This is a genomic window from Streptomyces sp. RPA4-2, assembly GCF_012273515.2.
GTDB classification, from domain to species: domain Bacteria; phylum Actinomycetota; class Actinomycetes; order Streptomycetales; family Streptomycetaceae; genus Streptomyces; species Streptomyces kaempferi.
In genome coordinates, this window is sequence record NZ_CP050975.2 from 7,468,877 (window position 1) to 7,482,124 (window position 13,248).

Genomic DNA, 13,248 nt, shown 5'->3' on the forward strand with positions numbered 1-13,248 from the left:
TACAGATTCTGCGTGACATCTTGCGCACCCCTGTCGGCGGTGCTTGAGTGTGCGGCGCCCACCGCTCCTGCCCAAGGCGCCCAACCGCTCCTGCCCAAAGGGGTCCACCGATGAGAAATCCCGGGTTCCGCCGTACCTTCGTCGTCGTCACGGCGTCCGCTTTCGCGCTCACCGCCACCGCCTGCGGTTCGAGCGGCGACGACGGTTCCGCGGGTGGCAAGACCCGCATCACGGTCAACTGCGAGCCGCCCAAGAGCGCCAAGGTCGACCGCTCGTTCTTCGATGCCGACGTCAAGGCCTTCGAGAAGGCCAACCCGGACATCGACGTCGTCACCCATGACGCGTTCCCGTGTCAGGACCCCAAGACCTTCGACGCCAAGCTCGCCGGCGGCCAGATGGAGGACGTCTTCTACACGTACTTCACCGACGCCAAGCACGTAGTCGACATCAACCAGGCCGCCGACATCACGTCCTACGTCAAGGACCTCAAGAGCTACGGCACCCTCCAGCAGCAACTGCGCGACATCTACACCGTCGACGGCAAGATCTACGGCGTTCCGCGCACCGGGTACTCGATGGGCCTCATCTACAACAAGGCGCTCTTCACGAAGGCCGGCCTCGACCCCGAAAAGCCCCCGACCACCTGGGAAGAGGTACGCGCGGACGCCAAGAAGATCGCGGCGCTCGGCGGCGGCACCGTCGGCTACGCCGACTACAGCGCCCAGAACCAGGGCGGCTGGCACTTCACGGCCGAGCTCTACTCGCAGGGCGGCGACGTCGTCGCTCCGGACGGCAAGAAGTCCAGCATCGACACCCCCGAGGGCAAGGCCGTCCTGCAGAACCTGCACGACATGCGCTGGGCCGACAACTCCATGGGCACCAAGCAGCTGCTCGTCCTCAACGACGTCCAGCAGATGATGGGCTCCGGGAAGCTCGGCATGTACCTCTCCGCGCCCGACAACATCCCGATCCTGGTGAAGGAGAAGGGCGGCAACTACAAGGATCTCGCCCTCGCTCCCATGCCCGGCGGCAAGGGCACGCTCGTCGGCGGTGACGGCTACATGTTCAACAAGAAGGACAGCCCGGCGCAGATCAAGGCCGGCCTCAAGTGGCTCGAGCACATGTTCCTGACGCCCGGCAAGGGCTTCCTCGGTGACTACGCCCGCGCCAAGCAGAACAACGCCCCGGTCGGCCTGCCCGAGCCGCGTCTGTTCACCGGCGCCGCGGACGCCAAGGACCAAGAGGTCAAGAAGGCCAACGCGAACGTGCCGGTGGAGAACTACCAGGGCTTCCTCGACGGCAACCAGAGCCTGCAGATGAAGATCGAGCCGCCGCAGGCCCAGCAGATCTACTCCGTCCTCGACGGCGCGGTGTCCGCGGTCCTCACCAAGAAGGACGCCAACATCGACCAGCTCCTCAAGGACGCCTCCGGCAAGATCGACTCCATCCTGGCCCGAGGCTGACACCGTTCATGAAGACCGCATCGAAGCCCCCCGCAGCGTTCCCTCCGGCCGCCGTCGGCGCGCCGGAGGTGTCGCTGTCGGCCGGGCGCCGGCCCGGGGGACCGTGGCGCCGGCGCCTGGCCGACCAGTCCCGGGCCTACGCCTTCCTGATCGGCGGCGTGCTCTGCTTCGCGCTGTTCTCCTGGTACCCGGCGATCCGCGCGGTCGTGATCGCCTTCCAGAAGTACACCCCGGGCAGCGGCGGCGAGTGGGTCGGCACCGCCAACTTCACCCGGGTCTTCCACGACCCGGAGTTCACCGCAGCCTGGCGCAACACCCTCACCTTCACCCTCCTCGCCCTGCTCATCGGCTTCGCCGTCCCCTTCGTGATGGCCCTGGTCCTCAACGAACTGCGCCACGCGAAGGCCTTCTTCCGCGTCGTGGTCTATCTGCCGGTGATGATCCCGCCGGTGGTCAGCGCCCTGCTGTGGAAGTGGTTCTACGATCCCGGAGCCGGCCTCGCCAACGAGACGCTGCGCTTTCTGCACCTGCCGACCTCGAACTGGTCCAACGGCGCCGACACCGCCCTCGTCTCCCTGGTGATCGTCGCCACCTGGGCCAACCTCGGCGGCACCGTCCTCATCTACCTCGCCGCGCTCCAGAGCATCCCCGGCGAGCTGTACGAGGCGGCCGAGCTGGACGGCGCGAGCATCCTGCAGCGCGTCCGGCACGTGACGATCCCGCAGACCCGCTTCATCATCCTGATGCTGATGCTGCTGCAGATCATCGCCACCATGCAGGTCTTCACGGAACCGTTCGTGATCACCGGGGGCGGTCCCGAGGACAAGACCGTCACGGTGCTCTACCTGATCTACAAGTACGCCTTCCTCTACAACGACTTCGGTGGAGCCTGCGCGTTGAGCGTCATGCTGCTCGTCCTGCTCAGTGCCTTCTCCGCGGTGTACCTGAGGCTGACCCGCTCGGAAGGGGACGACGCATGAGCACCCGCACCCTGGTCTCCCCGCTCATCCTGGCGCGTCCGCGCGGCAAGGCCGTCTACTGGACGGTCTTCAGCGGTGTCGTCCTGCTCTTCGCGGTGGCCTTCCTCTTCCCCGTCTACTGGATGGTGACCGGCGCCATGAAGTCGCCGGACGAGGTGACGCGCACACCGCCGACCCTCGTACCGCACGGGCTGCACCTGAGCGGCTACACCGACGCGTGGGATCTGATGGACCTGCCCACGCACCTGTGGAACACGGTCGTCCAGGCGGCGGGCGCCTGGCTCCTCCAGCTCGTCTTCTGCACCGCCGCCGCGTACGCCCTGTCCAAGCTGAAGCCCGCCTTCGGCAAGGTGGTCCTCGGCGGCATCCTCGCCACCCTGATGGTCCCCGCACAGGCTCTGGTGGTCCCCAAGTACCTGACCGTCGCGGACCTGCCCCTCCTGCACACCAGTCTGCTGAACTCACCGCTCGGCATCTGGCTGCCGGCCGTCGCGAACGCCTTCAACCTGTATCTCCTCAAACGGTTCTTCGACCAGATCCCGCGCGACGTCCTGGAGGCCGCCGAGATCGACGGCGCCGGGAGACTGCGCACCCTGTGGTCGATCGTGCTGCCGATGTCCCGGCCCGTCCTCGGAGTCGTGTCGATCTTCGCCCTGGTGGCCGTCTGGCAGGACTTCCTGTGGCCGCTGATGGTGTTCTCCGACACCGACAAGCAGCCCATCAGCGTGGCTCTCGTCCAGCTGTCGCAGAACATCCAACTGACCGTGCTCATCGCCGCGATGGTGATCGCGAGCATCCCCATGGTCGTGATGTTCCTGGTGTTCCAGCGGCACATCATCGCCGGGATCAGCGCGGGCAGCACCAAGGGCTGACGCCTGTACGTGACCTCCTCGAACGAAAGGCAACGCACCGTGGGACAGCCCCGCCCTGCCCGAAATCAGTCCGCGTGGTGGCGTTCCGCCGTCATCTACCAGGTGTACGTCCGCAGCTTCGCGGACGGCGACGGCGACGGCACCGGCGACCTCGCGGGCGTCCGCGCCAGACTGCCCTACCTCGCCGAACTCGGGGTGGACGCCCTGTGGTTCAACCCCTGGTACCGCTCGCCCATGGCGGACGGCGGCTACGACGTCGCCGACTACCGCTCCATCGACCCGGCCTTCGGGACGCTCGCCGAGGCGGAGAAACTCATCGCCGAGGCCCGGGAACTGGGCATCCGCACCCTCGTCGACATCGTGCCGAACCACGTGTCCGACCAGCATCCCTGGTTCCAGGCGGCCCTGGCGGGCGGCCCGGAGCGCGAGCTGTTCCACTTCCGCCCCGGACGCGGAGAGCACGGCGAACTCCCGCCCAACGACTGGCCGTCCCAGTTCGCCGGCTCCTCCGAACCGGTGTGGACCCGGCTGCCCGACGGCGACTGGTACCTCCATCTCTTCACCCCCGAGCAGCCCGACCTCAACTGGGAGCACCCGGCCGTCCGCCAGGAGCACGAGGAGATCCTGCGCTTCTGGTTCGAGCGGGGCGTGGCCGGCGTCCGCATCGACTCGGCCGCCCTGCTCGCCAAGGACCCCGACCTGCCCGACTACGTCGAGGGCCGCGATCCGAACCCGTACGTCGACCGTGACGAGCTCCATGACATCTACCGCTCGTGGCGGTCGGTCGCCGACGCCTACGACGGCATCTTCGTCGGCGAGGTCTGGCTCCCCGACTCCGAGCGCTTCGCCCGCTATCTGCGCCCCGACGAGCTGCACACCGCCTTCAACTTCTCCTTCCTGTCCTGCCCCTGGGACGCCGGGCGGCTGCGTACCTCCATCGACGAGACCCTCGCCGAGCACGCGCCCGTCGGGGCACCCGCCACCTGGGTGCTGTGCAACCACGACGTGACGCGCACGGTCACCCGTTACGGGCGCACGGACACCGGCTTCGACTTCACGGCCAAGGCGTTCGGGACGCCCACCGACCTCGCCCTCGGCAACCGCAGGGCCCGCGCCGCCGCCCTCCTCTCGCTCGCCCTGCCCGGTTCCGTCTACGTCTACCAGGGCGAGGAACTCGGCCTGCCCGAGGTGGAGTTGCCCCTCGACAGCATCCAGGACCCGATGCACATTCGCTCCGGCGGCACGGACCCGGGCCGGGACGGCTGCCGGGTCCCGCTGCCCTGGGACGCCGAGGCCCCGTACGCCGGATTCGGCGGTGACCCCTGGCTGCCCCAGCCCGCCGGCTGGTCCGACTACGCCGCCGACCGCCAGTCCGAGGACCCCGCCTCGATGCTGAGCCTCTACCGGGCCGCGCTGCGCGTCCGCCGCACCGAACCGGGGTTCGGCGACGGCCCGCTCAGCTGGCTGGCCGCCGACGAGGGCGTCCTCGCCTTCGCCCGGACGGACGGTCTGCTCTGCGTCGTCAACCTGGCCGACGGCCCGGTCGGACTCCCTGAGCACTCAGAACTGCTGCTCGGCAGTGGTCCGTTGGACGCAGACGGACTCCTGCCACCGGACACGGCGGTGTGGCTGCGCGCCTGAGACCACCGAATTGCACACCGCGGTCCCCGCCCCCCACCTCGAAGGGATCAGCACATGCACAGCAGGAGAACCGTCAGGCGCATGCCACTGGCATGCGCCGCGGCCGCCGCCCTCGCCGCGGGCATGCTCGGCACCACCACGGCCCACGCCGCGGTGGCCGCGGCGGGCGCGAGCCTCCCCTTCACCTCGGTCGAGGCCGAGTCCGCCACCACCACCGGCACGAGGATCGGCCCCGACTACACACAGGGCACTCTCGCCTCGGAGGCCTCCGGGCGGCAGGCCGTACGTCTGTCGGCGGGCCAGCGCGTGGAGTTCACCGCCCCGCGCGCGGCCAACGCCGTGAACGTCTCCTACAGCGTCCCCGACGGCCAGTCGGGCACCCTCGACGTGTACGTGAACGGCACCAGGATCTCCAAGACCCTCGCCGTGACCTCCAAGTACTCCTACGTGGACACGTCCTGGATCGCCGGTGCCAAGCAGCACCACTTCTTCGACGACGCCCGGCTGCTGCTCGGCCAGAACGTCCAGGCGGGGGACAAGATCGCCTTCCAGGCCACCTCGACCCAGGTCACCGTCGACGTGGCCGACTTCGAGCAGGTCGCCGCCGCCGCGGCCCGGCCCGCGGGGTCGGTGTCCGTCACCGACAAGGGCGCGGACCCCAGCGGCCAGGGCGACTCCACCCAGGCCTTCCGGGACGCGATCTCCGCCGCCCAGGGCGGCGTCGTGTGGATCCCGCCGGGCGACTACCGGGTGACGTCCTCGCTCAGCGGCGTGCAGAACGTGACCCTCCAGGGCGCCGGCGGCTGGTACTCCGTCGTCCACGCGTCGCGCTTCATCGACCAGAGCGGCTCCTCGGGCGGCGTCCACCTCAAGGACTTCGCGGTCCTCGGTGAGGTCACCGAACGCGTCGACTCCAACCCGGACAACTTCGTCAACGGATCGCTCGGTCCAGGCAGTTCGGTCTCCGGGATGTGGATCCAGCACCTCAAGGTCGGCCTGTGGCTGACCGGCAACAACGACAACCTCGTGGTCGAGAACAACCGCATCCTCGACACCACCGCCGACGGGCTCAACCTCAACGGCAACGCGCACGGCGTCCGCGTCAGCAACAACTTCCTGCGCAACCAGGGCGACGACTCGCTCGCCATGTGGTCGCTGAACGGTCCGGACAGCAACTCCAGCTTCGAGGGCAACACCATCTCGCAGCCCAACCTCGCCAACGGCATCGCGATCTACGGCGGCACGGACCTCAGTGTCAGGAACAACCTGGTCTCCGACACCAACGCGCTGGGCAGCGGCATCGCCGTCTCCAACCAGAAGTTCCTCGACCCCTTCTCCCCGCTGGCCGGCACGATCACCGTCGACGGCAACACGCTCGTGCGGACGGGGGCGATCAACCCCAACTGGGGCCATCCGATGGGAGCGCTGCGGGTCGACTCCTACGACAGCGCGATCAACGCCACCGTCGACATCACCAACACGACGGTCACCGACAGTCCCTACAGCGCCTTCGAGTTCGTCTCGGGCGGCGGCCACGGCTACCCCACGAGCAACATCAACGTGACCGGGGCGACCGTGAGGAACACCGGGACGGTCGTCGTCCAGGCCGAGACACCGGGCTCGGCGAGGTTCAGCAACGTCCAGGCCACCGGTGTCGGCTCGGCCGGCATCTACAACTGCCCCTACCCGAGCGGTTCGGGCGGCTTCACCGTCACGGACAACGGCGGCAACTCCGGCTGGAGCAGCACCTGGTCGGACTGCTCGGCCTGGCCGCAGCCCGGCCAGGGCAACCCGCCCCCGGACCAGAACGCCAACCTGGCCAAGGGCCGCCCGGCCACCGCCACCGGCTCCCAGGACGTCTACACACCGGGCCGGGCCGTCGACGGCGACGCGGGCAGCTACTGGGAGTCCAGCAACAACGCCTTCCCGCAGGCCGTCACGGTGGACCTCGGCTCCTCGCAGGCCGTCCGCCGGCTCGTCCTGAAGCTGCCGCCGTCCTCGGCGTGGGGCGCGCGCACCGAGACCCTGTCCGTGCTCGGCAGCACCAACGGCTCCACCTACTCCACGGTGGTCGGTTCGCAGGGCTACCGTTTCGACCCGGCGACCGGGAACACCGCGACGATCGCGCTGCCGGCCGGCACCGGCCTGCGCTACCTGCGGCTCAACGTCACGGCCAACACCGCCTGGCCCGCCGCCCAGTTCAGTGAAGTGGAGGCATATCTCTCCTCGTGACCGCCTCCCCGCGCTTCGCCGCCTGGATCTGCTCGTACACCTGGGTCCGCAACTCGGCGAAGCGCGGGGCCACCCGGGTGTGCAGCTGGTCCCGCTCCTCGGGCAGGTCGATCTTCAGCTGCTCCCGCACGACGGTGGGGGAGGCCGAGAGGACCAGGACGCGCTCGCCCAGATAGACCGCTTCGTCGATGTCGTGGGTGACGAACAGGATGGTCATCCCGCGCCGTTGCCAGAGCCTGCGGACCAGGTCCTCCAGGTCCGCGCGGGTCTGCGCGTCGACCGCGGCGAACGGCTCGTCCATCAGCAGGATCTCGGGCTCGTACGCCAGCGCCCGCGCGATCGCGACCCGCTGCTGCATGCCGCCGGACAGCTGCCACGGATAGGCCCCGGCCGCATCGGACAGACCGACGGACTCCAGTGCGTCGGCGACCAGTTCGTGCCGCCGGAGTCTGCTCAGCTTCTTCTGCTTCAGGGGGAGTTCGACGTTCTCGCCGACCCGCATCCAGGGGAAGAGGCTTCGCCCGTACTCCTGGAACACGAACGCCATGCCGGGCGGCGGCCCGCTCACCGGACGGCCGGCGAGCCGCACCTCGCCCGCGGTCGGCACGAGCAGCCCGCCCACGCACTTGAGCAACGTGGTCTTGCCGCAGCCCGACGGGCCCACCAGGCAGACGAGTTCACCCGTATCCACCGTGAAGGTGAGGTCGCGGACCGCCTCCACGCGACGCCCCGACCCCTCGTAGACCTTCCGCAGGCCGGTGACGACCAAAGACGCGTGCATGGACCGCCCTTTCACGAGCGTCACGGGGACCGCCGGGAGGAGTCCCGGAAGCCGTGGTACCAGCCGAGCACCCGGCGCTCCACGAACTGGAAGACGACCGAGAGGAGAAGGCCGAGCAGGCCGAGGACGATGATCCCGGTCCACATGTCGGGGATCGCGAAGCCGCGCTGGAACTGCACGATGGTGAAGCCGAGGCCGTTGCTCGCCGCGAACATCTCGCTGATGACCATCAGGATGATCCCGACGGACAGGGCCTGGCGCAGGCCGGCGAAGATCTGCGGGCTCGCCGCCCGCAGGACCACGTGCCGCAGCCGGGCGGCGCCCGTGACGCCGTACGAACGCGCCGTCTCGGCCATCACGGAGTCGACGGCCCGCACCCCCTCGACCGTGTTGAGCAGGACCGGCCAGAGGCAGCCGCTCGCGATCACGACGATCTTCATCGTGTCGCCGATGCCCGCGAACAGCATGATGACCGGCACGAGGACGGGCGGCGGCACCGCGCGCAGGAACTCCAGGACCGGCTCGCAGAACGCCCGCACCCGCCGGTACGAGCCGATGACCACGCCGAGAAGGATCCCCGCGACGGCCGCCACCGCGTAGCCGCCGAGCAGCCGCAGCACACTGGGCACCAGGTCCGCACGGAGCCGGTCGCCCGTCCAGACGTCCGGGAATGTCCTGAGGATCGTGCGCAGCGGTGGCCAGTAGACGTCGGTGCTGCCGTCCGACGCGAGCCACCAGCCGGCGACCAGCAGCACGGGGAGCGTCACCACGAACAGCACCCGCGTCAGGAGGGACCTCCAGACGTTCGGCCTCGTGCGGCCGGACGGGACGACCGTCACACCGCCACCTCCCCGCGCACCGACTGGTGCCAGGCCAAGGCCCGTCGCTCCACCGCGCGGGCACCCACGTTGATCAGCAGCCCGAGCAGGCCGGTGACCACCACCAGCGCGTACAGGTCCGGGACGGCCTGCGAGGACTGGGCGACCGCGATCCGCGCGCCCAGCCCCGGTGCGCCGATGACGAGTTCGGCGGTCACGGCGAGGATGAGGGCGACCGCGGCGGCGAGCCTGACACCCGTCATGACGTAGGGGAGCGCGGTGGGCCACAGGACGTGCCGGGTGCGCGCCCAGGGGCCGAGGCCGTACGAGCGTGCCGTCTCCTCCGCCACCGGGTCGACGTCACGGACGCCGTACAGGACCTGGACGAGGACCTGCCAGAAGGAGGCGTACACGACGAGGAGGAGGACGGAGCGCAGCTCGGTGCCGTACAGCAGGACGGCGAGGGGGATCAGCGCGACGGAGGGGATCGGGCGCAGGAACTCGATCGTGGAGGCCGTGGCCTCGCGCAGGTACGGCACGACCGAGACGACCAGCCCCACGACGACGCCCGCGACGACCGCGGTCGCGAGCCCCAGCGCCCAGCCGGTGAGGGTGTCGCCGAGGGCCGCCCAGAAGGCGCCGTCGGTGGCCTCCTGCCCGAGCGCGTCGGCGATGCGGCTGGTCGGCGGGAAGTAGGCCGCTTTGACGAGGCCGAGCCGTGGCGCCACCTCGCCCAGGGCGAGGAAGGCCGCGAGCCCGGCCGTACCGAGTGCCGCGTTCGCACCCCTCACGGCAGCAGTGCGTCGAGATCGGGGGCCGACTTGAAGAGCCCGTCCTGTTCGCCCAGTTTCTCCAGCGCCTCGATCGACGCGCGGTTCGGCTCGGCCGGCCACTTCGGCAGGGTGACCTTCGCGAGGACCGCCGCGGGGATCTTCGTGTAGGAGGTGACGATGGAGCGGACCTCGTCCGGGTGGGCGTCGGCGTAGGCGAGGGACTCGGCGGTCGCCTCCTGGAACCTCTTCACCACATCGGGGTTCTTCTGCTCGTACTGGGTGGACGTGAAGTACATCGCCACGGTGAGGTCCTTGGCGACGTCGACCAGGGACGAGGCGATCTCCGTGCCGCCCTGGCTCTTGACGGTGGCGAGCGCGGGCTCGACCACCATCGCCGCGTCGATCTGACCGCTGTCCAGGGCGGCGGGCATCTGGTCGAAGGCCAGCTCGACGAACTTCACCTTCGAGGGGTCGCCGCCCGCCTTGCGCACCGACTCGCGTACCGCGGTCTCGTTGATGTTCTTCAGCGTGTTGACGGCGACCTTCTTCCCCTCCAGATCCTTCGCCGACGTGAGGGCGCTGCCCTTCTTCACCGTGATGGCACCGAAGTCCTTGCCCGCCAAGCCCGTTGAGGCGACGCCGTTGGCCACCGCCTTCACGGGCACGTTCTGGCTCCGGGCGATCATCAGCGAGGTCATGTTGGAGAAGCCGAACTGGAACTGGCCGCTGACGACGCCCGGGACGATCGCGGCGCCGCCCTGCGCGGTCGTCATGGAGAGCTTCAGACCGCGTTTGCCGTAGAAGCCCTTCTGCCGGCCCAGGTAGAGCGGTGCGACATCGACGATGGGGATGATCCCGACCTTGACCGTGGTGGTACCGCCGGACGACGTGCCCATGTCCGACGTTCCGGAGTCGTCGGACGAGCCACAGGCCGACGCGGCGACCAGGAAGGTTCCGACCGCGAGACCGGCGAGCAGACGACGCATGGCTCCTCCTGTGCAGACGACAGTGTTCCGACAGGCTGTGCGCACACCGCACAGTGGTGCTCAGCGGAAGGTAGAACTCCCGTACGACGCGGTCAATGGCCTTGGCTGACAATATTGTTGACAGTTACCGAAGCGTGCTCCCGATCGCGCGAACGGGCTGCCTACAGGTCGAGCACGAGCCGCTTACCCCGGCACCGGGAGACGCAGATGAGCATGGTCTCCCCGGCTGCCCGCTCCGCGTCGGTGAGCACCGAGTCCCGGTGGTCCGGGGTCCCTTCGAGGACGTCCGTCTCGCACGTGCCGCAGGTGCCCTCGGTACAGGAGAAGAGCACCTCGACGCCCGCACCTCGCACGGTGTCGAGCACGGAGGCGTCCGCGGGGACGGTCAGCGTGCGGCCGCTGCGCGAGAGGACGACCTCGAACTCGTCGTCGCCGGCGGGTTCCTGGGCCTTCGGCCGGAAGCGCTCGACGTGCAGCAGCCCGGAGGGGCACCGCTCCTCCACCGCGTCCAGCAGCGGCCCGGGACCGCAGCAGTAGACCAGCGTGCCCCCGGGGACACCGGAGAGCACGGAGTCGAGGTCCAGCAGCCCGCACTCGTCCTGGGGAGCGATCGTCACCCGGTCCCCGTACCGGCTCAACTCCCGGACGAACGCCATGGAGTCGCGGGTCCGTCCGCCGTACAGCAGTGTCCACTGCGCGCCGGCCGCCTGGGCCGCGGCGAGCATCGGCAGGATCGGGGTGATGCCGATACCGCCCGCGACGAACCGGTACCGGGGAGCGGGAGCCAGGGCGAAGTGGTTGCGCGGGCCGCGGACGCGGACCCTGTCGCCCGCGTCCACCCGCTCGTGCACGTACGAGGACCCACCGCGGCCGTGCGGCTCCCGCAGCACCGCGATCCGCCACGCTCCGCGGTCCGCCGGGTCGCCGCACAGCGAGTACTGCCGCTCCAGCCCGGGACCGAGCACGACGTCGATGTGGGCGCCCGGCTCCCAGCCGGGAAGGTCCTCGCCGAGGGGGTGGCGCAGCGTGAGGGCGACCACTCCCTCGGCCGCGACCTCCCGCCGTGACACGACGAGATCGGCTTCGTGGACGGTCATCCCCGGCTTCCCCGGGGCGTGTGTCCCTCGGGGTGGGCGAGCATCCACTCCCACATCTCGACCGGATCCTGGGCGGTGTGCTCGGCGCCGCAGTGGCAGGTGCCGTGCAGGACGTCGGTGCCCGGGAGCCAGTCGACGCGGTAGACCTCCCGGGGCGCGGAGCGGGGCGCCGGCGTCACCGGACCCTCTCCGTCGGCTTGTCGCCCTCCTCGGCCAGCCGGGCGAGGATACGGCGGGCCGCGAGACCACCGGTGTCGATGTTGATGCTGAGTTCCTGGTACCCGTCGCGCTCGGTGCCCAGCGTCCGCTGCAGCACGTTGAGCGCGTCGACGTCCTGCATCACGACCGTGTGGTTGAAGTCCCGCAGGAACGCGGTGACGTCGCCGTCCTCGCGGGCGAAGTCCCGGGAGACCGCCCAGAAGTCGTAGACGTGGCCGTCCCGCGAGGGGGTGATCGCGTACGTGATCTCGGTGTGGAAGGCGCGCGGGTCGCCGCCGTCCGCCTCGGGCAGCACCCCGACCGGTGCGACGCGGCTGTGCAGCAGATACAGGCACGGCGCGTGGTACTCGATGTCCTGCCAGCGGGTGATCCGGCCCTCGATCCCCGTCGAACGTGCGTAGAACGGCGGGCACTCGGCGTCGTCCATGTGCCGGCTGACCCGCACGATACCGGCGCCCTCGTCGACCTCCGTCGTGATCGGCGTCTCGGCGACCTCGGGGGTGCCGATGTATCCGCCGTGCAGATAGGTCTCGTGCGAGAGGTCGAGGAGATTGTCGACGAGCAGCCCGTAGTCGGCGTCGATGGGCTCCATGCCCGAGACCGTGGTCCAGTCCGCAGAGTCCATGTGCCGGGCCCGTGGGACGGTCCGCGGGTCGGCGAGCGCCGGGTCTCCGACCCACACCCAGACGAACGCGTCCTGCTCTAGGACCGGGTACGCGGCGACCCGGGCCGTGCGCGGTATGCGTTTTTGCCCCGGCACGTACACGCAGGTGCCCGTGGTGTCGTACGTGAACCCGTGATATCCGCACACGATCCGGTCACCGTCGAGCCGGCTCTCGGAGAGCGGGAACCGGCGGTGCACACAGCGGTCGGCCAGGGCGACGGCCGCCCCCTCGTCCTCGGTCCGGTAGAGGACGAGCGGTTCACCCAGAACCGTCCGGCCGAGCAACTCGCGCCCCACCTCGTGGGCGAGGGCGGCGACGTACCACTGGTTCCTGGCGAAGGCGGTCGTGTGCGGCATCGCTGCGGCTCCCGTCTGACTGCTGTGGTGGCATCGTCGGGAAGGGGGTCACCGCGCCGCAACGGCTCTTCCGTCTCACGGAAGGGAACGGGGAATCCACCTTGTCGGGGCGGGTGCTCGTCCGCCGGTCATGCCGACGCGCGCGCCGCGGGGCGGGGCGGCTCGCCGACCGGAAGGGGGCCCGGCAGATGGTCCGGCTCGCATCCGGGGGCCGACGACGCCGACCTCGTCCGCGAACTCCGGAACCGCTCTTGCGAACTCGTCGGAGTGGACGTCCTGAATCCCTGACGAGGACCTGCGCCCGCCCCTGCCGATACCGGAAGGGGCGGGAAGGAGACGAAGAGCGAGCCCCGGTACCGACGCGG

General features: G+C 69.8%; 12 protein-coding genes. 5 read left to right on the forward strand and 7 right to left on the reverse strand.

Translation table 11 applies throughout. The features are described 5' to 3' along the window. The first annotated feature begins 110 nt into the window (after window positions 1-110). From HEP85_RS32625 to HEP85_RS32645, 5 genes are read left to right on the forward strand one after another with little or no spacing between them, the layout of a single operon-like run. Window positions 111-1,463 (forward strand): ABC transporter substrate-binding protein, encoded by a 1,353-nt coding sequence (locus tag HEP85_RS32625; RefSeq protein ID WP_168531073.1) that lies wholly within the window; start codon window positions 111-113, stop codon window positions 1,461-1,463. An 8-nt stretch (window positions 1,464-1,471) separates the two neighbouring features. After that, window positions 1,472-2,443, forward strand: a complete 972-nt coding sequence (locus HEP85_RS32630) for a carbohydrate ABC transporter permease (RefSeq protein ID WP_168531074.1) — start codon at window positions 1,472-1,474, stop codon at window positions 2,441-2,443. Beyond that, window positions 2,440-3,315: a carbohydrate ABC transporter permease gene (locus tag HEP85_RS32635; RefSeq protein ID WP_168531075.1), complete on the forward strand. Its 876-nt coding sequence runs from the start codon at window positions 2,440-2,442 to the stop codon at window positions 3,313-3,315. Before HEP85_RS32630 ends, HEP85_RS32635 begins: the two co-directional genes overlap by 4 nt. Window positions 3,316-3,354: 39 nt before the next feature. Beyond that, window positions 3,355-4,956, forward strand: a complete 1,602-nt coding sequence (locus HEP85_RS32640; RefSeq protein WP_168531076.1) for a glycoside hydrolase family 13 protein — start codon at window positions 3,355-3,357, stop codon at window positions 4,954-4,956. Window positions 4,957-5,010: 54 nt separating this feature from the next. After that, window positions 5,011-7,188, forward strand: coding sequence for a discoidin domain-containing protein (locus HEP85_RS32645; RefSeq protein ID WP_369657936.1), 2,178 nt, complete (start codon window positions 5,011-5,013; stop codon window positions 7,186-7,188). On the opposite strand, the gene HEP85_RS32650 is transcribed toward HEP85_RS32645, so the two are convergent. The 7 genes from HEP85_RS32650 to HEP85_RS32680 all read right to left on the reverse strand — a co-directional run bounded on the left by HEP85_RS32650 (window position 7,157) and on the right by HEP85_RS32680 (window position 12,883). Further along, window positions 7,157-7,969, reverse strand: coding sequence for an ABC transporter ATP-binding protein (locus tag HEP85_RS32650; protein WP_168531078.1), 813 nt, complete (start codon window positions 7,967-7,969; stop codon window positions 7,157-7,159). The two genes, HEP85_RS32645 and HEP85_RS32650, sit on opposite strands and share 32 nt — an antisense overlap. Window positions 7,970-7,989: 20 nt before the next feature. Continuing rightward, complete coding sequence (locus HEP85_RS32655; protein WP_168531079.1) at window positions 7,990-8,808, reverse strand: ABC transporter permease; 819 nt, start codon at window positions 8,806-8,808, stop codon at window positions 7,990-7,992. After that, on the reverse strand, window positions 8,805-9,578 hold the full coding sequence (locus tag HEP85_RS32660) for an ABC transporter permease (RefSeq protein WP_168531080.1): 774 nt from the start codon (window positions 9,576-9,578) through the stop codon (window positions 8,805-8,807). The genes HEP85_RS32655 and HEP85_RS32660 overlap by 4 nt, the downstream gene beginning before the upstream one ends. Next, window positions 9,575-10,546, reverse strand: a complete 972-nt coding sequence (locus HEP85_RS32665) for an ABC transporter substrate-binding protein (protein ID WP_168531081.1) — start codon at window positions 10,544-10,546, stop codon at window positions 9,575-9,577. Before HEP85_RS32665 ends, HEP85_RS32660 begins: the two co-directional genes overlap by 4 nt. A gap of 161 nt (window positions 10,547-10,707) precedes the next feature. Then, window positions 10,708-11,643: a PDR/VanB family oxidoreductase gene (locus HEP85_RS32670; RefSeq protein ID WP_168531082.1), complete on the reverse strand. Its 936-nt coding sequence runs from the start codon at window positions 11,641-11,643 to the stop codon at window positions 10,708-10,710. Further along, window positions 11,640-11,822: a hypothetical protein gene (locus tag HEP85_RS32675; protein WP_168531083.1), complete on the reverse strand. Its 183-nt coding sequence runs from the start codon at window positions 11,820-11,822 to the stop codon at window positions 11,640-11,642. Before HEP85_RS32675 ends, HEP85_RS32670 begins: the two co-directional genes overlap by 4 nt. After that, window positions 11,819-12,883, reverse strand: a complete 1,065-nt coding sequence (locus HEP85_RS32680) for an aromatic ring-hydroxylating dioxygenase subunit alpha (RefSeq protein WP_168531084.1) — start codon at window positions 12,881-12,883, stop codon at window positions 11,819-11,821. The genes HEP85_RS32675 and HEP85_RS32680 overlap by 4 nt, the downstream gene beginning before the upstream one ends. Between the last annotated feature and the right edge of the window lie 365 nt (window positions 12,884-13,248).